Source organism: Methanofollis sp. UBA420 (genome assembly GCF_002498315.1).
GTDB lineage: Archaea > Halobacteriota > Methanomicrobia > Methanomicrobiales > Methanofollaceae > Methanofollis.
Window position 1 is genome coordinate 512,192 of the sequence record NZ_DAGX01000005.1, and the last position, 22,330, is coordinate 534,521.

Below are 22,330 nucleotides of genomic sequence, written 5' to 3' on the forward strand. Positions count from 1 at the left end.
AGATGACCTCATCAGCGATTCTGCACGATTGTGCGGAGAGACTCCACTGAAAGAGGGTCTTTTCTCCTGTGGATCATCCGGTGGCAGTTGGCACATACAGGCACAAGGTCGGTTTCAGGATTGACAGCAACTTCCCCCTCATAGGAGGAGACGGGATTTTTATGGTGGACCTCGATATAGCCCTCTCCGAGAGTGCCATAGGTTTCAGAGAAGTCAAAGCCGCAGACCGCACATTTTGTCCCGTGGATCCTCAATGCCTCTGCCCTCAGGCGGGGGTTCCTCTCATAGTAGGTCTGGACCCGCGTCCTCTCCATCCCTTCAATGTATTCTTCAGGCTTCTGGCACTCGGCAAGAGGAACAGGTCCACCGCACTCATCCGTGCCAATGTCCAAGGCTTGAAGGACAAATCTCGTCGGTCTTTCCCCTTTGTGGGAGAGGTATTGAAACCGCCCCAAGTATTTGAAGGCAGAATTGGGGTACTCGTTTTTCCGGTTTCGGAAAAAAACCAGCAACTCATTGCCGTCCTCCATGTGATGAATTATCTTTTTGTCGGTCCTTCCAGCCATCTGCCCATCTGAATTTAGGATTTGGCCATCAAAGTCGTCAGAGTAATCGGTCATGCCAGCTGTCTTTTCTTTTGTTACGAATAGCCAGACCGATGACCGGGCCTCCCATGGGAATACCCAGGTATCTATGCGAGTGTCAAAAATGCCAAACTTTTCTTTCAAATCCTTGCGAGAATAGACCTTAAGCAGATCAAGAGATTCTGACGGCTTGGACATAGGATAGGATGGGACAATGCCAAGGAATAATATTGTGATTTAATTATGAGCATATCCCAAAGGGGAAAAGGGCAATAATGGCGAGATCTAAGAGGGGGATCTCCCCCCTCCCGGTGGTCTCCCTTCTCACCCCAGCGCCGGCACGCTGTCCGCCCATGCCTCGACCGCCGCGAGGACGGCATCGTCCTCATAGGACGAGACCCGCACGGAGGTGCGGGTGAAGGCGACGGAGTACACCTCGCCGTTCGCCGCGTGGCAGCGGAGGCGGCAGGCATAGGTCTCGCTGTCCGGGTCCGCGACCGGGGAGCCGCCGATGGCGGTCTCCAGTGCAGTGTTGCCGAGGATCTCGGTCTTCGCCGCGGTGAAACCGGCGAGGGTCGGGGCGCGTGCGGCGGCGGTGCCGACGACCCGGCCGAGGGCGTTCTCGTACATGACCCGCGCCGTGTAGGCCTCGCTGGCCTTCTCGACCGGGTCGTGGGACTCGCCCGCTCCCTCCCAGGAGGTGCAGCCCCAGGGGTTGTTCGTCAGGACATTCTCGATGATGCCGTTGAAGGTGGCAGCATCCTCGATCGGCACGGTCAGCTTCCGCACCGACGTCTTGTTCGTGGTGGACAGGGTAAAGTCTGCCATTGTCTTTTTTCTCCTGCCTGGAGGTCCCGGGTCCGTCGCAGGCACATCTCCATATTACCATAAGTAATATTAATCTGCCTTAACCGCCATTCTGTGGTCGGGAGATGGAGATGGCCGAGAACCTGCGGGAGAAGATCGTCGAGACGAACAGGGACGTGAAGTGGATCTGCCGGACCCTGACCGAGATGAAGGAGAGGGACGCGGAGATGGAGGGCCGCCTCCGCGCCCTCGAGAACTGGCGGAGCGAGACGGTCGGCGAGGAGAAGAAGGAGAGGCAGATCGCCGCCGGGGCGGGCGGAGTCGTCGGCGGGATCGTCGCCGTCGTCGTGAAGGTGATCGGGTGGGGGTGACACCCTACAGGCGGCGACGCACCACCCGCCGTCCCGCGTCCCACGCCTCCCGCAGCAGACGGATAAAGTTCGCGAGATAGCGCTCTTTTTTGGCAACCCTGCGGAGGAACAGCGCCTCCTCCGAGAGAAATTCTTCTTTGAGGTGGTGGATGTCTGTCTTCGGGGAAAAATACAGGTATATCGGGACCCCTGCAGCGATCACGGCGGCACCGACGATCATACTGACCGGGGGCGTCGAGACGATGAGAAAGAGACAGATCCCGATCCCCGCGAGAGGCAGGACCGTCTGCCCGACAAGCGGGCTGTTGTCGTCCTTCAGCACGATGAGCGCGAAAGACGTCAGGAGAAACGAAAACGCAAGGTTGAAGACGGAAAAAGAGATCAGCCCGGAGAGGTCCGCAATACTGGAGAGCACGAAGGCCACAACCCCCTCCACGATGAGGACGACGTACGGCGTCCCATACCGCGGGTGGATCCGTGCAAAAACGGACGGGAAGAGGCCGTCGATGGCCATCGCATAGGCAAGCCGGGAGGTGCCGAGCATGCCCGACTCGTCCGACCCGGAGACCGAGAACAGGGCGCCGACCGTCATGAGGACCGCACCCGCGGACCCGAAGAGGGCTATCCCGGCAAGGACGAGCGGCGTCGCGCTCGCCGCCAGGTCAACCTGTGGGATGAGGCCATACAGCACGAAGTTCGTCATGATGTAGAAGATCCCGACAATCGCCATGCCGTTGACAATCGCCCGCGGAATGATGCGGGCAGGGTTCTTCACCTCGTCGGCAGGGAGCGTCCCCATCTCGAAACCCACATAGGCCCAGAAGACCAGGACCACCGCGTACGCCGCGTGCTCCAGGCCGAAAGGCATGAAAGGCCGGTAGTTGCCGAGAAAAAAAGCGGGGTGCAGGACCGCAAAGACGAGGCCCGCGAGGATGAGCACGAGCAGGGGAAGGAGTTTGATGACCGTGAGCAGGTCGTTGAGCCTGCCCGCCGCTCTGACGCCGGCGATATTGACGGCGGTGAGCGCCGCGATAAAGATGCCCCTCACCGCCACCTCAGCCGTCGGACTGAGAGGGACGACAGACCCGAGATAGAGGGCGAAGGCGATGGCGAAGACGGGAAGGGCGAGCATCTCCGCGATCCACATGCTCCACCCGGTCAGAAACCCGTAAAAGTCGTCGAACGCCTCGGAGACATAGGCGAAGGGACCGCCAGCCCGCGGGACGTAATAACTGCAGTAGGCGAAGACGATCGCGATCGTCGTTGCGCAGATCCCGGCAAGGATCCACACGACGATTGCGAACGGGCCGACAAGTCCCGCGGTGAGCGACGAGGCGATGTAGATGTCGGCGCCCACGATCGACCCGACGATGATGTTGGTCAGGTCGAACTCTGTCAGTGCCCGCTTGAGTCCCATTTCCGCCGCCCCCCGAGCGGATCCGGAGAGATGTGATATATTCGTTGCGCCGTCCCCGGGGTCGGTTCACATTCGCCCCGCACACACGCCCCACCCCTATATACCCCCACGGCCACCCCTCCCTCATGACACACGCCCGCCTCATGAGCGACCAGACCCTCTTCCGCGACCCCGACCTCTTCGAGATCACCCACCTCCCCGAGGCCTTCCCCTACCGCGACACCCAGCTCGACGACCTCGCCTTCGCCCTGCGGCCGACCCTCTCCTACGGGGCCAGCCCCCTGAACACCGTGCTCCGCGGCACGCCCGGTACCGGCAAGACCACCGCGGTCCGCCGGATCTTTGCCGAGGTGGAGGAGACGACGCAGGCGGTGGTGCCGGTGCTCGTCTCCTGCCAGACAGAGAAGACACAGTACGCCGTCTTCTCCCGGATCTTCCTCGCTCTCTTCGGCCACCTGCCCCCGCCGTCCGGGGTCTCGAACACGCGGCTGATGGCCGGGGTTGCCCATGCCCTCGTCGAGAGGGGGGCGGTGCTGGTCGTCTGCCTGGACGACGCCAACGAACTCATCCCCGACGGCACGCTCGGCAGCGTCCTCGCCCCTCTTCTCAGGATGCACGAGGCCTGGCCGGGAGCCAGGACAGGCGTGGTCCTCACCCTCTCCACGCCCGAGGCCGACCTCTCCCGCGCCCTGGACCGGGCCACCCGCTCGGTGCTCCAGGCCTCGGAGATCGTCTTCCCGCCGTACACCGCGGAGGAGGTGCGGGGCATTCTCGCGGAGAGGGTGCGGGCCGGGCTGTACCCCGGCGTGATGCCGCCCGCGGCCCTCGACCTCGTCGTCGAGCGGGCGATGGCCTGCGGCGACCTCCGCGTCGGCCTGGACGTCGTGAAGAGAGCGGTGCGGGCGGCCGAGAGGGAGGCGAGGGCCGTGGTGACGGCCGGGGACGTGCTCGCGGCCTTTGCCGTCTCCCGGCACCTGCATGTGGCGATGGCGGTGCGGGCGCTCACGGCCGGGGAGAGGGCGGTGCTCGACGCGGCCCTGGCCGAGGAGCGGGAAGGGGGGCCGGTGATCTCGGGCCGGGTGTACGGGCGGGTCTGCGAGGGGATGAAGTACACCGTGTTCCACGAGAGGCTGAAGAAGCTGGAGGCGTTACGGCTGGTGGACCTGTACGTGCGGCCGGGGAGGGGGAGGACGCGGGAGATCGTGGTGAGGGAGGGGGTGGAGGAGGTGATGGTCCGGAACCATGAGGAGGACTGAACCGCCCCTTCCCGGCATTCACCGCCACCCCGTCCGGGAGAGTCGGCACACCGGCACCTTCTTTCACCCTTTCACCCCTCTTCGACATCTTTCGACCGGCGTCGAAAATGTTTTCGGGCGCATTCGTGCCGCACATCACGTTTTCGCCCCCGCACCGCAGTTTTGAAAAAGTGTTTTCACCAGGCGGAGGATCACACTCACACTCACCCGCACCCCCATCCCCCTCGTCGCCCCCCGTGCTCTGTGGTCCTTCCACCTGGTGAAAAGATGTACATATGTACGTACATTGATCATCAGATCTGTCCGTAACTCCTGATCCGCCGTCATCCCGCCCCCCCGCATCTTTTCGACAGGCGGTGAAAACGCGTCGAAAACCGTCGAAAGTGTCGTCATCGGGGTCATCGTCCAGCCACACCCCCGTGCTCGCCGTCCACTCCCGATAGCGCTTGCGGTCGAAGAAAAAGTGCAGCTCGTGCCTTTTCACCGGGTTCCCGCAACCGTCCTCGGTCACCGTTGTTTTGACCACGCTCACCGCCGGACACTTCTCCAGCAGCCCCGCGTAGGTCTTCCCCCTCCTCGCGTACCCCTGCAGCACCCGGTAGGCCTGCTGGTAGGTCACGCCGAGCGCCTCCTGCACCTGCCCGATCGTGAACACCCCGACGCCCGTCGCCGCAACCGCCTCCAGGGCGGCGGCCTCGTTCTTCGTCAGCTTCGTCTCCTGCCCGCCGGCCGTTCCGTTCAGGGCGCCGTAGAGCCGGGCCGCCGCGGCGAAGTCGGCGGGAGATGCGATCACCCGCCCCTCTCCGTCACGTTCCCGCTGGAGGAAGAAGAGGCGGGCACAGGCCTTGACGAGGTCGAAGAGCATGCCCGGGTTCCGGCGGTTCTGCGACGCCGAGAAGTGGACGTGCCGGGCGAAGGGGATGCGGACCGGCAGGACCGCGTCCTTGACGACCTCCCAGACAGACCGGGCGACGAGCACGTCTTCGTCCTCCCCGGCGGACGGGCCAAAGGCCTCGACCTCTTTCATGTGCTGGAGCACCCGCTCGTCCTGTTCGGCCGAGTCGTCGATCCAGACGGTGAGCATGCGGTTCATCACCTGGTCGTCGCCCGGGTCCTCGACCTTCGCGAGCCACCAGACGCACCTCTCCGGGATCCGGCAGACCTGGAGTTTTCTGTCTGCGGTGACGGTGCGGTGCTCGATGGGTTCCCGGAAGTTGGTGGTGGCGCTCTTCAGGACGTCCTGCATGTCGTCGGAGAGGGAGACGTCGTCGAAGAGGAGGACGGTGCCGGGCCTGAGGCTGTCGTGGTAGTAGAGGGCTTTGTCGGAGACTGTGCCTTTGAGCCTGAAGGTCTCCGGGAGGAGGGTGAGCATGGCGGTGCAGGCATGGGTCTTGCCTTTCCCGGAGTTGCCGGAGATGGCGACGTGCAACCCGTTCGTGTTCTCGACGGACTGGGAGGCGATGGACATCACCAGGCACTCGGCGACGGTGCGGTCGCCGACGTGTTCCCGGTGGAAGGTGTCGAGGAGGAAGGCGAGCGGGTCGCCGTGCTCCAAAATGTCGAGGGCTTTCTCGCGGTACGCGGGGTCGGGCGCCGGCGGCGAGGGGGGAGGAGGTGGCGGCACCTCCTCTCTCGCCTTCTGTTTTTTCGGTTCGTGCATGGCCCGGAGTTCGGGCCACCTCTGCGTCCCGCCGCCGCAACTCGCGTGATGGCACCCGGCATAGACCGCACCGCTCGGGAACTGGACGGCGAAGGCGCCGTCGCGGTGGGCGGTCGAGAAGGGGCAGTCTTCGAGGACGTACAGCGTCCCGCCCTGCCAGGGTTTGGTGGTGCGGACGCCGAGGCCGTGCTCCCTGAGCCACTTTCCGAGGTCAATCGTCCCGCCCTTTGGCGCCGGCGGCGCCTCGACGGGGAGGCGGGTGGCGATCGCCCGGAGTTTCTCGGCCGTGACGATCTCCCTCTCCTCAGGCACCGAGAGCACCTTCGCCCGCCGGTGCGGGCGTTCGGCCGTGGTGTCCCCCTTCCGCGAGCACGTGCCGTAGAGTTTCCAGATCCGGGCGGCGTTGAAGTTCGCCGTATCCACGGCGACTGTCTCGTCGGAGAAGAGAGCGTCCAGGGTGGCGAGCACGCCCTTGACGAGGGCCGTCGCCTCGTCGTCGTTCGCGAGGTCGATCGCGTAGAGGAGGTGAGCCCCGTTCCCTGAGTCGGCGCGGATCGGATGGGGGAAGCCCTGCTCGTCGAGCCAGAGGGCGATCGCGTCGGCCCGGCGGAGCGCCGCGGCATGCTCCTCCTCCGTCGAGGACACCCCGCTCGGCCGCACAGGGTCGAGGTCGACGGGCAGCCAGCGGCGGCGGACGATGTCGGCGTCCGAGGTCGTCGCGTCGGAACGCGAAAGCCGCATCTTCACCCTGTTCGCCCGGCGGGCCAGGAGGGCCGGGTTCACCGCGTTCAGGGTGACATAGATCCCGCGGACCTCCGGGTCGGCGTCCAGGGCCTCGGCTGCCGCCGCACACTTCGCAAAATCGTCGAAGTAGCCCGAGTGCGTCGCATAGTCCGCGAGAGCCCGCACCTCCACCACGCCGCCGGAGAACAGGGCGGCAAGGGCGGCGGCGATCACGGCCACCCCTCCGGCACCAGGGGAAATAGCGGGGCGGAACGGGCCTCGCCCGCGGCGACGCGGCGGAACGAGACGAGCGGCACGATGAAGTGGCCGGAGACCGTGAAGACCTTCACCGCACGGCCGGCAGGGTTCACCGCCGCGTGGCCCACGATCGCCGGGCCCTCCCGCGTCACCGGCACCGCGTGGCCGTGGAAGATCAGGCCGCGCAGGTCGTCGGGTGCGATCCGGTAACGTTCGCGGCCGACGAGCAGGTAGACGGCGTCGTCGGACCCGAGACGGAGAGTGGCACTCATTCCCGCACCACCACCGTGACCGCATACATGTGCCGGGCGCCCCGCGTCACATGGAGCTCCGAGATCGCCCCGCCAAACCTCTTCACCTCGACCGTGACCGTGTGAGGGACCAGGTACAGGGGGACAGGATCGACGGCGGTGATCTCCTCGCGGGCCGACGGAGATGCGGCGGTCTTCCGGGATCCGGTGTTGGCGCACGGGGAAGCATGAAGGCTGCCATTCAACCGGCGCATCCCGCCACCTCGCTCTTCTCCGTCGTCCATCCGTCCGTACCGTCCTCGACCCCCCGACCGGGGACATCCTGAGATATCTCTCTCATGTTTTTTTCAACTCCCGGGCGGGCCGCCGCATCCGGGGACCGGCGGCACCGCACCGAAGAGAGAGTGAGCCCGATAGGAGATAAAGAAGAGCAGCGCACGGCGAATGAAACAAATCATCATATTTATGCGCTTCTTTTCAGAGAGCGGGGCGAAAGTGATCTGCCCGCGGCAGGGTCACCACACCGCCCCGAGAACCATCCCCGCGGCATACACCACCATCGCCAGGTGGAAGAGGGGCAGCACCCGCATCGCCGCCTCCGGCGTCCGGCCCCGGAGGATGACCAGGTTCGCGACGACGAGCAGGGCAAATCCGACGAGGAGGCCGGCCCGCGCCGTCGGCCCGAGCACCGGGGCGAAGAGGAGGGCCAGAACGCCGTGGAGGGCGGTGAAGCCCGCGACCCAGAGGACGCCCGCCCGCGTGCCGTACAGCAGCGGGACCGTCCGCATCCCCCGCGCCCGGTCGTTCGTCACGTCGACCAGGTCGTTCGCGCCGAGGTGGGCGAGGGCGTAGGGGTAGAAGAAGAGGAAGTACAGGAGGGCCGTCAGGTCGGGCATCCCCGCGACGAGGTAGCCCGCCACCGGGAAGAGGGCGAAGTCCGTCCGCCCGACGACCTGGGCGATCGGGAATCTCTGGTCCCTCTTCTTCAGCTGGTAGAAGACCTCGACGGCATAACTGTACGCCATGATCCCGGCCACCCAGAGGGAGTGCGGGTACGGGAGGGTGGCGATCAACGCCAGCGCGGCGAGGGCGAGGAGGAGGAAGAGGGCGAGGGCGTGCTCAGCCGGGATCTCTCCTTCGGCAAGGGGCCGCGTCCCGAAGAGCCGCCAGTACCGCGTCAGCCGCCCCTCGACGTCCCGCGTGTCGCGTTCCCTGTCCACGTAGTCGTTGAGCACCATCCCGGCCTCGAAACCGAAGAGGCCGATGAGGGCGGCCGTGACGACCAGAGACCACGAAAAACCGCCGTACGTGCCGAAGGCGAGAAAGAGGCCCGAGCAGAAGAGGAGCGGCCAGGCGAACGCGAAGTGGATGCGCAGCAGGTCGGCGTAGGCGCGGAGGGTCATGTGTAGTTCCTCCGGTGATGTGTGAGTTTTAGGGGGGGCTCCCGAGTGAGAACGGTGAAGGATATATTGTGAATACATATTTTCATAGAGCCTCTGGTAAGGGGTTCATCTGTCCTTCCGGCTTGTATTGCCTGTGATTGATCTCGATGCCGATGTGGAGTGTTGAGCAGGAGAGTGTCGTGGGTGATGGTGACCACCAGTTGGTGTGGTAGCCTGAGGTCTTTCGTTTCGCCGCGAGGATACAGGGGAGATGAACGGCATGATCTTGGGCGAAGAGGTTGGAGGCGAATGGTTCGGGGATCATTACTCCTTGGAGGATGTTGAGAGATATAAAAATGGGACTGTGCAAGTATAACTTTACCATAATGATCTGATCTTAATCATTTGTTTTTGGCTCGATCAAATCGATAATTAAAGTTTTTAATAGAGATTTCTTAAGATTTTTTCCAAATATCTCGCATATTATTTCGATAGACTTACCTGTCAAAACATTACTAAAAAATATTCTAACTGGCTTCTCAAAGGCAATAATTGGGATATGATGTTTTATGTTTCCAACAGATCTTTTAACAACTATATAGTTTTCAAATTCTGTGACTCTTGGGTATCTGGGTCCGTTCGCCGCATTAATTAAGTCTTCATAGTGCAAAAAGGGATTTTTATTGGGTTTATTAGGGACCTTAGATGCGACAAGCAATCCATCCTCTTTAGGGATCCAAACATGAATTTGCCCATCTTCAATATACTGCTCTCCTTTATTTTCAATAACTAGATTCAATTTATAGCCAATTTCTTCGAAACAGAAGTATATGTCATCATCAGCAAAATCTTCTTTGACGCTCTTTAGGTTCTCTTCGAGTTCTTCTAATGTCCTTTCAGAATAGGGCTTTATGCCAGCAAGCAAATTATACGCATTTAAATTAGTGAGACCATCCAGATAGGACAATGTTGGTTTCTTCATAATAGGGTTTTTTTTCTCCTCAATAGCTTGGTGAATATTTTTAGCTTTCCGCTCTGAGGGTAAGATAAACTCTCCTGCCGTAGGTATGCTTATACGAGGAGATCTATTTTCTTCAAATAATACCTCTACAGGTCCATTAAAACCAATCGAAACCGTTTTTTGTTCATATATGTTATCTAAGTCTCTCCGAACCATACGAGGTTGATGACTCCCCTTTCTAATCCACGAATCTCCTTTTTTTAATCGTCGATAATCTTTCTTCATCATATAGGGCTTATCGGTACAGTTTTCAATTCTGAAGACCCCAAAATACTTCCTATTATATTCATGTAAGAAATATTCAAAATTTATATCTGGCTCTACATTTTCTCTGATTAACTGTTGGTAAACGGCATCATCAATAAAATCTTTTTTTTCTATGCCTCGAAGTTCTTTTTCTCCTTCATTACCCTGAACAATCCCAATAACAATATAACGCTCATCATTAGTCTCCGCGTTTGCCATTGAGATAAGGTCTTTTATAAAATCTTCATGGTTCTCTTTTATGTATTGCGCTCCTTTGAAATCCAAATTACGGTTTTCGTTATCAAATTCGATTAAATCATCAATATTTGTCATTTCATTCAACCCACGTTTTAAAAGTAAGGGTATTTGTTTTTAGTAGTATTCTGCAGTCATAAATCAAGTAATACCGATTATCAAAATAAAAATTAACATACGAGAGTTTAAACTTGCTTATTTATACTCTACTCGATTATTCAATCGAGAGTCGACAATCTCAAACTTCTTTCATAAATCATTTCGAGAATAGACATTTAGTAGATCAAGAGTGTCTGAAGGCAGTGACATATGATAGGGTGCAATAATGCAAGGAAATAATATTCCAATTCAATTATGTCAAATACATCGTCAATCTCCCGAAAAGAACACGCAAAATGAAAAGCGATCATGAAGAGGTCGTTTTCCGTCCCTGATCATATCAAGTGCATGTAAAATTCGGGGAATTCTCCCACCGCCTCCTCACGAACCGCACGCACCCCTCGTCCCCGGCGCCGTCGGGCACGAACCCGACCTTCTCCAGCACCCGCACCGAGGCCAGGTTCGCCGGGTCGGCCTGCGCCGTCACGCAGGCGACCTCGGAGTGCGCGAACGCCCAGTCCACCAGGGCCGCCGCCGCCTCGGTCGCATAGCCGCGGCCCCGGAAGGCCGGGAGGACCGCGTAGCCCATCTCCGCCTCCCCATCGGGCGACGGCCTGCCGACAAAACCGCACGACCCCGCGAGCACCCCATCGGGTGAGACAATATACCAGAGGTTCCAGCCCTCGCTCGCCGGGTCCTCCGTCAGCCAGGAGAGGAACGTCGGGATGGCATCCTCGACAGTCTCCGGCGGCCAGGCGTCCGGGACCGCGGCGGCGAGGAGAGACGAGAGGGCCGCGGCGTCGGCCGTCAGGTGCGCCGCCGTCACCGGCACCAGACGGAGACGGGCGGTCGCCACCTCCTCAGCCATCCCAGCCTTCGGCCCGCAGGCGCTCCTTCGCACGCTCCGCGTAGCCCGCGTCCGAATCGACGCAGACAAAGTCCCGGCCCGCCCGCAGCGCCGCCACGCCCGTCGTCCCCGCACCCGCGAACGGGTCCAGGACCACATCGCCCTTGAACGTGTACAGCTGAATGCAGCGATACGGCAGCTCCACCGGGAAAGGCGCCGGGTGGCCGACCTTACGTGCCGACTCCGTCGGGAACGTCCAGAGACTCTTCGTCCACTCCAGGAACTCCTCCCTGCCGATCGTGTCCTCCCTCTCCCCCTTCTTCCGGGCATACGACCCCTTCGAGTAGACCAGAATATACTCGTGGACGTCCCGGAGCGTCGGGTTCGAGGCCGACCGCCAGCTCCCCCAGGCCGTCGAGATCCCGGCCCCCGTCGCCTTGTTCCAGATCACCTCGCCCCGCATCAGGAACCCGATCTCCGCCATCACCCCGATGATCGCACTGTGGTACGGGATGTACGGTTTCCTTCCCACATTCGCCACATTCACGCAGGCCCGGCCGCCCGGCACGAGCACGCGGTACGTCTCGGCAAAGACCGCCCGCAGGAGAGCGAGGTACTCCTCCATGTCCAGGTCGTCGTCATAGGTCTTGCCCACATTGTAGGGCGGCGACGTCACCATCAGGTGGACGCTGTTGTCCGGGATCAGGGCCAGGTCCCTGCTGTCCCGGCAGAGGACCGCGTTCCTGACGCCCGGCGGGAGATCGTTCTCGGCGATCGCACTCTCCCTGCCCGCCCCGGCCGCCGCATAGATCTTGCGGCCGTAAAAAGCCCTTGCGTCGTGGCACTCCCGTTTCGAGACCCCGAAGTCGCTCGTCTCCGACTTCCTCCTCCGTATCGTGACCCGCTTCTTGCAGGCCGGGCAGGAGGTGAAGAATGTCGCCCGTCCGGTGTACTCGAAGGAGCATCCGCAGGCAGGGCAGGTAAGGTGCATCACCACTCTGTTGGCGCACACCCTACATAGGGGTGACGAAACAGGACGGCGGTCCGTCCATGAGAGGGCCGAATAATCCCTGTGAAAAATAAAAAGATATTTATAGCGACAATTCAACTCTATCATCGGTGGAACCATGCCCAGAGGGAAATTCGAAGTCTACCAGGACAAGTCCGGGGAATTCAGGTTCAGGCTCAAAGCATCAAACGGCCAGGTCATCGCCACGAGCCAGAGTTACAAGTCGAAGGAGTCGTGCCTGAAAGGAATAGAGAGCGTCAGGAACAACGCCCCCAATGCCGAAGTCCTCCAGGCACACGAGTGAACCAGGCACATCATTCCAGAACTCAACCTCCCTTCTCTCTCCCGAAAAAAATTATTTTTTCTCCTGTGACAGCAGAGTGTCCAGGATCTCCGGGCTCCGGTCCTTGAGGCCGAAGCCGACAATGATCGCAATAGCAGCGCCGAGCCCGAGCCCGACGCCCCAGGCGATCGGTTCGATGAAAACGTAGACGATGGTCAGGTCGATGGCAAGCTGCGTCAGGGCAAGCATGATCACGACGAAGTAGAGGAAGACCCGCAGGCCCAGGATCATGGGCCCGGCAAGGGCGACCTCGGCCGCGGAACTCATTTTTTCCAGGACGTCGGCGAAGAAGTCGACCAGGATCAGGCCGGCGATGAGGATGATCACAAACGCCGCGATGTTCGGGAGATAGGCGACGATAGCGGCAATCACTCGCGAGAGAGTCTCGATCTGGAGGACGCTCGCCGCCACCATGATCGCGATCAGGTAGACGGCCCACCGCACGAGCAGGTCGAAGAGATGGACGATCATGAAGCCGCTCTTCTCGACCGCCTCGCCCGGCCCCGTCTTTCTGAGGGCGTCGTCCACGCCGATCCGGTCCAGGAACTTCGACACGACAGAGCCCAGCAGGCGCCCGACGATCCAGCCGATGATCAGGATGATCACTGCGGCGACAAGGTACGGCAGGAATGCGATCACGCTTCCACCGACCTGGCCAATGGTGACGATAATATCAGCCATGGTACATCGGGTATGAATTATAATATTATCATATATAATTTGCTGAGGGAGATGGGCCGGAGCCGAATGGACAGGACGCCTTCACCTGAAAAAATGGGTGAAATCCCGTTTGTCGCCGGGAAAAGATGGCAGGTGTGTGTACCGCAACGATACGGAGAATTGGGCGGGTGCCTGAGCAAGAGCGGCAGGTATACATAGGGCCGTGCCGATGAGAGAAAAAGGGGATGCACACCCGCATGCGCCTCCAGACTGTCGTACTTCTTCTCCTCCCGGCCCTGCTCGCGGTGCCGGCCGTAGCCACGGATGCCGTGCCGTCCTTCCCCCTCGTGAACCTGACGCCCTTCGGGGACGACCGCTCCCTCAACGCCACCCCGGCGGACTATCGCGCCGCAGCGACGCCGCAGGAACTCCTGCGTATTCCGGCCGACGCCCGCGGCCACGGCGCAAAGGGGGAGGCGGCAGTGGACACCACATATCTTGTCCTCACCGCCGACGACCTCGCCGTCCTCCTGCTCTTCGCCGGGATACTGGCCGTCTGTTGGGCTCTCGTGCGGAGGTTCGGGAGATAGAACCGGTCACCCGATCCCGATCTGGATCACGGTCGGGTATTTCTGCATTATCGCGTAGACGATCGCGTTCGAGACCCAGAGCCGCCCTTTATAAAACTCGCGCATCGCCCCGAGTTCGCCGAGCGTCTTGAGGGCGAGGAGCGCCGTCCCGTCCCGGAGATAAAAACTGTCCCGCACCTCGGGCGAGAAGGAGAAGACGATCGGGAGCCAGAGGCGGTCGTGCATCTCGCGGGGGAGGCGGTCGCCGAGGGTCCGGATCACCTCCCTGTCGAAGACGTACTCCTTCCCTCCCTTCGTCGTCGACGACGGAACTTTCTCGTCGAGCAGGCGGGCGAGGGTCTTTCTCTCGGCCACGAGGGCGTCGTTGATCCGCCCGGCCTCGATGCCCATCCACCGCCTGAGGACCGACTCGTCGTCGATGTTCGGCCGGTATGCCATCGGTTCCCTGAGGGGGAGGGAGCGAGATATAGTTTTGCCGTCACCTCTTCACCCGGAGGTATGCCGATATCGCGAGAATGGACACACCGACGGCAAGCCCGAATTCCAGGATCGGGGTCGAGACGTCGCTCCTCCAGGTGACGGCCTGCCCCAGGACGAGCACGGCCAGGGCGATGACGACGACGCCGAGGAGTTTGGTCTCCAGATCGTCGAGGTCGCGGATCTCCACCCAGCCGGGGAGAGGGGCCTTGGCGATGAAGAGTTCGTACAGGCCCAGGGAGATGACGTAGAAGACCGTGGCCACGAGGAAGATGTCGATGATCTTGATGGAAATGGAGAGCAGTGCTTCCAGGGCTGCGGGCTCGAAACTGAGGGCGGTGAATGTCTCAAGGACCGTCAGGACGGTGAGGACGAACCCGAAGACAAAGAGACTGACCGAGACCAGGGCCGACCCGATCACGGCAAGGATGAAGAGCCAGCCGCTGGAGGACGCGAGCATCTCCATAAACACACGGGACGAGCCCCCACCCGTCCGGCCGTCGGTCGGTCCTCCCCCGGGCTCTTTTTTCATGGCCATACCCCTTCCCCGGGAGGGGAAGGGAGGCAGGACGATATAATACTGCTCCCCGGAGTCCCCGGCCGCCTAGTCGTGCGCCATCTGGTCGATCGCGGCCGTGACCGCCAGCACGAGGGCGGCGTCGTGGCCCGTTTCGATCTCCACGCCGTAGGTGTCCCGGATACGGAACCATTTCTTCGAGACCTCGGCGACCTTCTCCCGCCCGGCCTCGATCCTGTACTCGTGGTCCAGGATGTTCCCCTGGATGCTCCAGTCCTCGCCGTCCGGGATCTTCACCGTCCACCTGTCCCGGAGAGGGGAGATCAGGGCCTTCTTGATCGTGGCGGCCGTGCCGCCTTCGGCCTTTTCGATCTCCATGGTGTCCTTGATATGGAGCATCCTCTCCTGGATCTTGTAGAGGTCCTTCCCGTCGCTGTCCTGGATCACCAGGGTGTTCCTGATGCGCAGCATCTTGCCGTCCACTTTATAGGTCTTCTTTCCCGCGGCGTCCTCGATCCAGTAGTCGTCCCCGATGGAGACGAGTTTCTCTTTCATTTTATACCGTTGTGCGGCTTCCTCTCCGCCCTTCCGGGCGACTTCTCCCCTTCTTCGCAACATATCTCTCGCCTCTTTCTCTCCCGGACCGCCCTCGTCGTCCGCCAGACGGCGGTCCGCTACCGGGGTCACTACCCCGGGACCGGCATTATACTTTTCCCGAAAACCGGGCATCTGCCCGGCACCGCGGCCCCGGCGGCGGTCCACCCATATTTATATACGGTCGTGAATATCTCCTGCCTGCCATGCATCCGGGAACGCAATCTCGTCCGTGCAGACACTGCTTCCTGCCGGACCCTCCCGGATGCCGATGGCCAGGAGGACGAATTCCATGAACGAATCAGATTCGCAGAAGTTCTGGATCGGCGTGATAGGCGGGCTGTTGGTGGCGCTTGTCATCAATTACCTCATCACCATCGGCGGCGCCTTCGTCGGGGGGATCGTGGCAGGCTGGATCGTGCGAGGGGGCGCAAAGAACGGCGGGAAAGCGGGCGTTTATGTCGGCCTCCTGAACGCGGTCGTGCTGGCGGCCGCCATCCTGGTGTATGGCATCGAGACCGCCCCGGGCGACATCAGTTACCTGGGGTTCCTCGGGTCGACGCTCTTCATCGTCGTCGCCCTCTTCCCGCTCTTCGGCCTCTTCGGCTATGTGGGAGGGCTCATCGGGGGGTCGCTGACGAAGTGACGGAGGGGGATGCTCCGAAAAAAAGTGTTGGGTTTTATCTCCTCTTCCAGAGGACGACTGCCGCGATGAGGAGGACGGCCGCCCCGCAGAGGAGGAGGATCATGGTGGGGAAGGGCTGCGGTGTCTCCGCCGGGGGCGATGCCGGTGTTTCAGTCACCGGCGGGAGGGGTTCTGTCGTCCCGGCCTGTGCCCCGACGTCCGGCACTTTGACGGCGACGGGTGCTGGTTCTCCGCCGATCGCAAAGAGGGAGAAGCCCGGACTCTGCGCCGAGAAGTGCCAGGAGGTCTCGTCCTCACCTGTGACCTCGGTGGGGAGGGCCTGCCAGGCGCCGTCGTGGTAGCGGTAGAGCACGACGTCCGCCGGGTCGATACTGTTCTCCGCCAGCCACGCCTTCGGGATGCTGAAGAGGATGAGGGCACCCTCGATCGCGTCGTCGGTCGTGTGGTAGATCGTCACCTCGTCGTACTCAAAGACCAGACCGGCCGGGGCCTCGACGCCGGAGGGGATGCCGCTCCGCCCGATGGTGACAAGGAGAGTCTGGATGCTCTCGCCGACCGTCACCCTGATCTCGTAGATGGCCGGGCCCCGGAATGCCAGGGTGCCGCTGCCGCCGGCCGGGATCTTTCCTGTCGAGTCGGCAGCGAGGTCGGAGTGCCTGCCGCTCGAACCTGATGAGGATGAGGTGGGTGTCGGGGTCGGCAGGGCTTCGAGGGCGAAGGCGACCTCTGTCGTCTCGTCCGGAGAGACCGTCACCGTCCGGTTCTCAGGGGTTTTGTAGCCGGCGAGGACGACCGTGACATTGTGCTCTCCGGGCAGGATGTCTTCCAGGGTCGCGTTGGTCAACCTTCCGGTGTCCACGCCGTCGAGGACGATCCGGGCCCCGGCCGGGACGGACGAGACGTTGAGGATCCCGCACACTTCTTCGAGGTCGAATACGACGGGCACCGTCTCGCCCGGAGAGACCGTCACCGTCCGATTTTCAGGGGTCACGTAGTCGGCGAGGGTGACGGTGATCGTGTAGTCGCCGACAGGGAGGGAGAGGGAGGTGTCTGTTGTGCGGGTGATGTTCACGCCGTCCAGGTGGATGTACGCCCCCGCGGGCGTCGAGGCGATTGCCACCGTCCCGCCGTACACCAGCGGGAGATGGTCGGTGCCGAACTCCTCGCCGTCGTTCATGGCGATGAGCAGCGGTTCGTCGCAGATGCCGTCGAAGTCCGCGTCAGCACACCACTCCGAGATGTTCTGGGCGGGGTCATTCAGCCAGAGGTTGCCGCCGAGGTACGGCCCGCCGGCGATGTTCGTCCCCGGCGTGCGGGATGTGTTCAGGATTGCGGAGAAACTTTCTATGATGTCGCTTTCTCTAAATTCGGGTTCTTCGGATTCCCTTTCGGCACGGATATTGTCGAGGTTGTCGAAGCGGCAGTTGGCGATGATGATCCCGAATGAGTCATAGAAGAACGCCCCGCCGCCGGAACTCTCTAACTCATCGTCGGAGGACTCCAGACTCCGCGGGACGTCCCCGTCGTCGTGGTCGGTCACGGTGTTGCCGGTGAACGTGGTGCCGGTGATGGTGATGTTCTCGCACCACCCGATAAATGCCCCACCACCGTTGGTTGCGTCGTTTTCGGTGAAGGTGACATCGAAGACCCCGGAATCTGTGCAGTCATCGAAGTATGCCCCGCCGCCGTACCTGGTCGCGTTGTTGGCTGTGAACGAGAGGTCGGAGAGCCTGACGCCGGATGATTCATAGAGATATGCCCCGCCGCCACGATCCGCGTTGTTGCGTGTGAAAGTGATGTCGGAGAGCGTGACGTCGGATGTCTCATAGAGATCCATCCCGCCGCCAGAGTTCGCCGTGTTGGTGATGAAGATGACGCCGTTGAGCGTGATCCCCGAAGATTCCCAGAACTCCGCCCCGCCGCCATAATCCTCCGCTTCGTTGCCGGTGAAAGTGACGTCGGTGAGCGTGGTGTTCTCGCAATAATGGAACTCCGCCCCGCCGCCATACGCCTCTGCTTCGTTGCCGGTGAAAGTGACGCCGGTGAGCGTGGCGTTCTCGCAATAATGGAACTCCGCCCCGCCACCACACTCCTCTGCTTCGTTGCCGGTGAAAGTGACGCCGGTGAGCGTGGCGTTCTCGCAATAATGGAACTCCGCCCCGCCGCCGCTGTTGATTGCGGTGTTGTTCTCAAAGGTTGTTTCGAGGAGTGCGAGACGTGTACAGTCCACGAATAGTGCGCCGCCGCCGGAACCATAGTAATCGTCGTCGAATAACTCAGAACTCATGAGAGCCGGCCCGCCGCCACCGTAGATCGCGGCGTTGCGTGTGAAGGCGGTACCGGTGACCGTGATCCTGGTGCATGTCACGAAACATACTCCGCCGCCAACGCCTGCACTATTTTCGGTGAACTCTGTCCTCTCGACCGAGAGATCATCGACATATTCGGCATAGAGCGCACCGCCACCAGGATTTACACTCGGACCGCCGATTGCCCCATTCCCGACGAAGGTGCAGTCTGCGATGGTGAGGCCCCGGATGTGGTCTTCAGGATCCCCGGCGGCGTAGATCCCGGCGGCGTTGCCGGAGATGTTGAGGCCGCGGAAGGTCGCGTTGTCCGCTGTGACGGCGAAGGCCGGTGCCGCGGGGCCGGGGGACATCGGTGCTACCGCCGAGGGGCCGACCGCCGAGGGGCCGGCGATGAGGGGTTGGGCGGGCGAACCTTCCCACTGTTTGACCATCACGTCGGGGACGTTGATGGTAATGCCGCTCTCGTAGACGCGGTCCGCCGCGCTCTCCGCCATGCCCCAGATGCGGATGGTGTCACCGTCTCCGATCTGATCCTGGATCTCCCAGAGACTGGTGACGTTACCGCTCCCCTCGATCTTCGAGACATTCCAGATGTGGGGGTGGATGACCCCGGCCCTGGCGGCGATCATGAGGGGTGTTTCTTCCTCCGCGACGATCTCGATCGACGTGGTGTTCGCGAGGTGTGCGCTCGCGTTGGTTGCGGTGAGGGCGACGGTGTAGGTGCCGGCCCCGGTGAAAGTGTGAGTAAGGTCAGGGCCGTCTGCGTCCGCCGCGACGCCGTCGATTGTCCACTCCCAGATGTCGACCGCCGGACCCGTCGCCGTCCCGGTGAACCGCACGGTGAGCGGCACCGGGCCGTCAGGGGGATCGGCGGCGAGCGAGAGTGCCAGTAGCGTTTCCACTGGTGTCTCGGTTTCCACCGGCGTCTCGGTTTCCGTCGGGACTGAGATATTCGTAATCATTTCATAGGACGCCACTGTTTCGGGCGGGACTGTGCCCTCTTCATCCCCGGCGACCGGGCCGATGATACAGGCCAGGGCCACCAGCAGGAATAGAAAAATAGGTACTTTCTTCCCTAATGGGGGGATTTTTTCCATTTTAAGCCACCTCATAAACTGGACGTCAGCTTCCCCGGATGCAAAATGAGATCGCGCCTCACGGGGGGCTGAGATGCTCGCGATTCCATTTTGTTACATATATATGTTGGTATTTTGACCGATAGATTCTAATAATGACATTGTTGAACGTATATTTTTCATTTAAATGATATGGACATTGGAGATGCAGTACGGAACATAGTACAGGTTTTTTCGGGGAGGCAAAACGAGAGAGGGGGACGTCGCGAGTGTCCCGGAGAAACGTGCTCGACCCCTTCGACTATGTGGGCGGGCTCATCGGGGGGTCGCTGACGAAGTGACGGAGGTGCCGGGGTCGTCGCACGCATGCAAATGCATTTATAATGTGTGTCATATGTCCAGAGAAGAGCCCGGAATACGGAGGGGATGTGATGAAAAAATTGTTTGTTTTTGCGTTTGTGATCCTCTGCTTCGGCGCAGTGCTCATCGCGGGATGCGCACAGCAGGGACCTGCCGAGCCGACGCCGACGCCCACCGCAACGACCACTGAAGAGACGCCGGCAGCGACGGTCACCACGGCAGAGACGACGCCGACGGTGACGGAGACGGGAGTTCCAACCGGAAATGAGACCGACATCTTCAGGACTCTGAACACGATGCCGGAATACTCCGTGCTTCGCGAACTGCTCCTCCTTGCCGGACTGGACCAGACGCTTGCAACAGAGGGGCCGTATACGCTCTTTGCACCGGATAACACCGCTTTCGCAACGAGCCTCACGAAGGACCAGACGAACGCGATCCGGGCCGACCCGGCTCTGCTTGAACCGGTCCTCCTCTACCATGTCGTCGAGGGGACGTACACGGCGACCGACCTCCAGAATGTCACCTCTCTCACGACGCTGGAGGGCAGCACGCTGAAGGTCACGGTGTCGGGCGATACGGTGATGGTGAACGGCGCAACCGTGGTGGAGGCCGACATTATGGCGACGAACGGCGTGATCCACGGCATCGATGCCGTGCTGCTGCCGCCTGACGTGACCATGCCCTGGACGACGACGGCGACGACAGGGACAGAGACGACCGCGGCAGAAACAACCACAGAGGAGACGACGACGGAGGAGACCACGGCGGCGGGGGCCTGATCTCCCCCGTACTTTTCTGCGGAGAACGATTTTTCCGCCTTCACGATGTACAGATCTGCCGGGTAGGGTACACGACGGGCCGGACCATACCGCAGATCCTGTGCCCCCGACTTTTGTTTCACGCCCCGCGAGGACGGATTATATAGGGGGGCGCCGAATTTTCCTCCATGTCCCCCCGCGTGATCATCCACACGACGGTCAGTCTCGACAGCGCGACCACCGGCTATGATATCGACATCGGCCTGCACTACGAAATCCTCCTCGCCTTCGGGCCGGAGGCGATGCTCGTGGGTTCGACGACGGCGCGGACAGGCATCGAGACTTTTATGGACATCGACCAGCCGGAGGGCCCCGCGGACCTCCGGAGGCCGGCGGTCAGTCCCGACGACCCCCGCCCGATCGGCGTCTTCGTCGACAGCAGGGGGGTGCTGAAGGGCCTGCTCCACTTCTACCGGCAGATGGAGCATATCAAGGACGTCGTCGTCCTGGTCTCCGCCGCGACGCCGGAGGACTACATCGCGTACCTCCGGGAGAGGGAGTACCCCTTCATCAGGTGCGGGGCGGAGCGGGTCGACCTCAAAGCGGCGCTGGACGAACTCGAAGCGCGTTTCGGGATCTCCCGCGTCGCCACCGACAGCGGCGGCGGCCTCTCCGGCGCCCTGATCGAGGCGGGGGTCGCCGACGAGGTCAGTCTGGTCGTGACGCCGACGATCGCGGGGGCGGGGTGCACGAAACTGTTCAGGGGGGTGGACGCGCCCGTCGACCTGGAGTTGATCGGGTCGAAGGAAGTGGGGAAGGGCAGGGTGCACCTGCGGTATGGGGTGAGGAAAAAGGAGTGAGAGGGGGAAAGGGTCGGCACGCCGGGCGCAGATCACCCTGCCATTACACGGCCAGGGTATCCTGGAGGAACCGGCCCAGATGTTCGATATCGGCGGAGTCCGCCTCGACTTCGTCCCCCCGGAGCCCCGCCAGGGCGAGGGACGGGTCCACCGGTATCACCGCGGCGATGGCGTGCCTGCCGCCGAGGGCGTCGCACATGAAGTGTTCGCTGGATCCGTCAACCTTGTTCAGGACGAAAAATACCGGTTTGTCGATGCTTGTGCTCAGCTCTGCAACTTTTTCGGCCAGTTTGAGGGATTCGTAGGAGGGATCGATCACCATGAGGACCGCGTCCGCATTCTCCTCGATACCCCTCCCGAAATGTTCGATACCGGCTTCGGTATCGGTGATGACCACTTCGCCCGGCTTCACCTTCAGGTTCCCGATGAACTGTTTTGCCATCATCCCCATCGCACATGCACAGCCCTCGCCCGCCTCGTGGATCTTCCCGATGGCGATGAGTTTCACGCCGTCATGTCCCGAGAGGTACGCGGGGGGAATATCGACAAAACCCCATTCCTTATCGAAAAAGGAGACCGAATCATAGTTCGGGGCTGCCTGAAAAATTTTCTCCACCACGGCCTGCTTACCGCCATAATACCCCATGAAGTCGGGGGGAAGATCGACCCCCAGCTGCCGGTGGAGGCCGAAATTCGACTCGTCGGTGTCGACGACAAGGACGGAACAGCCATTTTTTGCAAAATTTTTTGCAAGGAGGGACGCGATGGTGCTTTTCCCGCTCCCCCCTTTTCCGCATACGACAATCTTCATGGTCAACTCCCTTAAGACAATATATGAAATAGATAACACCAAATAATAAAGTATCGAAAATAATCACACCGCTGCTGAACAAACGCCGGCTCCGCAGGGCGTGAAAAACAAAGTATCCCTGCATCTTCCCCGATATCGGG

At 61.1% G+C, this 22,330-nt stretch carries 22 protein-coding genes and 1 pseudogene; 7 read left to right on the forward strand and 16 right to left on the reverse strand.

Annotated features, from left to right (window positions below):
* Positions 1 to 11: 11 nt before the first annotated feature.
* Positions 12 to 782 carry an HNH endonuclease gene (locus tag BP869_RS08665; protein WP_342678756.1) on the reverse strand — a complete coding sequence of 257 codons (771 nt, stop codon included), beginning with the start codon at positions 780 to 782 and terminating at the stop codon, positions 12 to 14.
* A gap of 126 nt (positions 783 to 908) precedes the next feature.
* On the reverse strand, positions 909 to 1,412 hold the full coding sequence (locus BP869_RS08670; protein WP_342678758.1) for a hypothetical protein: 504 nt from the start codon (positions 1,410 to 1,412) through the stop codon (positions 909 to 911).
* 104 nt (positions 1,413 to 1,516) lie between these two features.
* Between BP869_RS08670 and BP869_RS08675 the strand changes: the two genes are divergently transcribed.
* Positions 1,517 to 1,762: a hypothetical protein gene (locus tag BP869_RS08675; RefSeq protein WP_342678760.1), complete on the forward strand. Its 246-nt coding sequence runs from the start codon at positions 1,517 to 1,519 to the stop codon at positions 1,760 to 1,762.
* 4 nt (positions 1,763 to 1,766) lie between these two features.
* Here BP869_RS08675 and BP869_RS08680 read toward each other — a convergent pair whose 3' ends face one another.
* The gene (locus tag BP869_RS08680) at positions 1,767 to 3,179 is read right to left on the reverse strand and encodes an amino acid permease (protein WP_342678762.1); all 1,413 of its coding nucleotides are present in this window, start codon (positions 3,177 to 3,179) and stop codon (positions 1,767 to 1,769) included.
* A 143-nt stretch (positions 3,180 to 3,322) separates the two neighbouring features.
* On the opposite strand from BP869_RS08680, the gene BP869_RS08685 reads away from it, so the two are divergent.
* Positions 3,323 to 4,435, forward strand: coding sequence for an ORC1-type DNA replication protein (locus tag BP869_RS08685; protein ID WP_342678763.1), 1,113 nt, complete (start codon positions 3,323 to 3,325; stop codon positions 4,433 to 4,435).
* A 187-nt stretch (positions 4,436 to 4,622) separates the two neighbouring features.
* Here the strand turns inward: BP869_RS08685 and BP869_RS08690 are convergent.
* The 7 genes and pseudogenes from BP869_RS08690 to BP869_RS08720 form a co-directional block, all read right to left on the reverse strand.
* Positions 4,623 to 7,052 (reverse strand): annotated as a pseudogene (locus BP869_RS08690) (hypothetical protein); the annotation flags it as partial.
* Positions 7,049 to 7,348 (reverse strand): hypothetical protein, encoded by a 300-nt coding sequence (locus tag BP869_RS08695; protein WP_342678765.1) that lies wholly within the window; start codon positions 7,346 to 7,348, stop codon positions 7,049 to 7,051. The pseudogene BP869_RS08690 and the gene BP869_RS08695, both read right to left, overlap by 4 nt.
* Entirely contained in the window at positions 7,345 to 7,611 is a 267-nt protein-coding gene (locus BP869_RS08700; protein WP_342678767.1) for a hypothetical protein, read from the reverse strand. Before BP869_RS08700 ends, BP869_RS08695 begins: the two co-directional genes overlap by 4 nt.
* 231 nt (positions 7,612 to 7,842) lie before the next feature.
* Positions 7,843 to 8,730: a UbiA family prenyltransferase gene (locus BP869_RS08705; RefSeq protein ID WP_342678768.1), complete on the reverse strand. Its 888-nt coding sequence runs from the start codon at positions 8,728 to 8,730 to the stop codon at positions 7,843 to 7,845.
* A gap of 376 nt (positions 8,731 to 9,106) precedes the next feature.
* A complete protein-coding gene (locus tag BP869_RS08710) occupies positions 9,107 to 10,309 on the reverse strand; it encodes an ATP-binding protein (protein WP_342678770.1) in 1,203 nt (400 codons plus the stop codon).
* Between the two features lie 361 nt (positions 10,310 to 10,670).
* Positions 10,671 to 11,198 (reverse strand): GNAT family N-acetyltransferase, encoded by a 528-nt coding sequence (locus tag BP869_RS08715; RefSeq protein WP_342678772.1) that lies wholly within the window; start codon positions 11,196 to 11,198, stop codon positions 10,671 to 10,673.
* Entirely contained in the window at positions 11,191 to 12,168 is a 978-nt protein-coding gene (locus BP869_RS08720) for a DNA-methyltransferase (protein ID WP_342678774.1), read from the reverse strand. Before BP869_RS08720 ends, BP869_RS08715 begins: the two co-directional genes overlap by 8 nt.
* A 136-nt stretch (positions 12,169 to 12,304) precedes the next feature.
* Between BP869_RS08720 and BP869_RS08725 the strand changes: the two genes are divergently transcribed.
* A complete protein-coding gene (locus BP869_RS08725; RefSeq protein ID WP_342678776.1) occupies positions 12,305 to 12,490 on the forward strand; it encodes a YegP family protein in 186 nt (61 codons plus the stop codon).
* 51 nt (positions 12,491 to 12,541) lie between these two features.
* On the opposite strand, the gene BP869_RS08730 is transcribed toward BP869_RS08725, so the two are convergent.
* Positions 12,542 to 13,210, reverse strand: coding sequence for a mechanosensitive ion channel family protein (locus BP869_RS08730; RefSeq protein WP_342678778.1), 669 nt, complete (start codon positions 13,208 to 13,210; stop codon positions 12,542 to 12,544).
* 224 nt (positions 13,211 to 13,434) lie between these two features.
* Between BP869_RS08730 and BP869_RS08735 the strand changes: the two genes are divergently transcribed.
* A complete protein-coding gene (locus BP869_RS08735) occupies positions 13,435 to 13,779 on the forward strand; it encodes a hypothetical protein (protein ID WP_342678779.1) in 345 nt (114 codons plus the stop codon).
* Positions 13,780 to 13,785: 6 nt separating this feature from the next.
* Here BP869_RS08735 and BP869_RS08740 read toward each other — a convergent pair whose 3' ends face one another.
* The 3 genes from BP869_RS08740 to BP869_RS08750 all read right to left on the reverse strand — a co-directional run bounded on the left by BP869_RS08740 (position 13,786) and on the right by BP869_RS08750 (position 15,328).
* On the reverse strand, positions 13,786 to 14,217 hold the full coding sequence (locus BP869_RS08740) for a DUF61 family protein (protein WP_342678781.1): 432 nt from the start codon (positions 14,215 to 14,217) through the stop codon (positions 13,786 to 13,788).
* A gap of 40 nt (positions 14,218 to 14,257) precedes the next feature.
* Entirely contained in the window at positions 14,258 to 14,788 is a 531-nt protein-coding gene (locus tag BP869_RS08745; RefSeq protein WP_342678783.1) for a YqhA family protein, read from the reverse strand.
* Between the two features lie 72 nt (positions 14,789 to 14,860).
* Positions 14,861 to 15,328 carry an LURP-one-related/scramblase family protein gene (locus tag BP869_RS08750; RefSeq protein WP_342678785.1) on the reverse strand — a complete coding sequence of 156 codons (468 nt, stop codon included), beginning with the start codon at positions 15,326 to 15,328 and terminating at the stop codon, positions 14,861 to 14,863.
* A 331-nt stretch (positions 15,329 to 15,659) separates the two neighbouring features.
* Here BP869_RS08750 and BP869_RS08755 point away from each other — a divergent pair, with 331 nt between their 5' ends.
* Entirely contained in the window at positions 15,660 to 16,013 is a 354-nt protein-coding gene (locus tag BP869_RS08755) for a DUF5518 domain-containing protein (protein WP_342678786.1), read from the forward strand.
* A 34-nt stretch (positions 16,014 to 16,047) separates the two neighbouring features.
* On the opposite strand, the gene BP869_RS08760 is transcribed toward BP869_RS08755, so the two are convergent.
* Entirely contained in the window at positions 16,048 to 19,419 is a 3,372-nt protein-coding gene (locus tag BP869_RS08760; RefSeq protein WP_342678788.1) for a PEGA domain-containing protein, read from the reverse strand.
* Between the two features lie 410 nt (positions 19,420 to 19,829).
* Here BP869_RS08760 and BP869_RS08765 point away from each other — a divergent pair, with 410 nt between their 5' ends.
* Positions 19,830 to 20,540 carry a fasciclin domain-containing protein gene (locus BP869_RS08765; RefSeq protein WP_342678790.1) on the forward strand — a complete coding sequence of 237 codons (711 nt, stop codon included), beginning with the start codon at positions 19,830 to 19,832 and terminating at the stop codon, positions 20,538 to 20,540.
* A 167-nt stretch (positions 20,541 to 20,707) separates the two neighbouring features.
* Positions 20,708 to 21,379: a dihydrofolate reductase family protein gene (locus BP869_RS08770; RefSeq protein ID WP_342678792.1), complete on the forward strand. Its 672-nt coding sequence runs from the start codon at positions 20,708 to 20,710 to the stop codon at positions 21,377 to 21,379.
* 43 nt (positions 21,380 to 21,422) lie between these two features.
* On the opposite strand, the gene BP869_RS08775 is transcribed toward BP869_RS08770, so the two are convergent.
* Entirely contained in the window at positions 21,423 to 22,190 is a 768-nt protein-coding gene (locus BP869_RS08775; protein WP_342678794.1) for a P-loop NTPase, read from the reverse strand.
* Positions 22,191 to 22,330 lie beyond the last annotated feature (140 nt).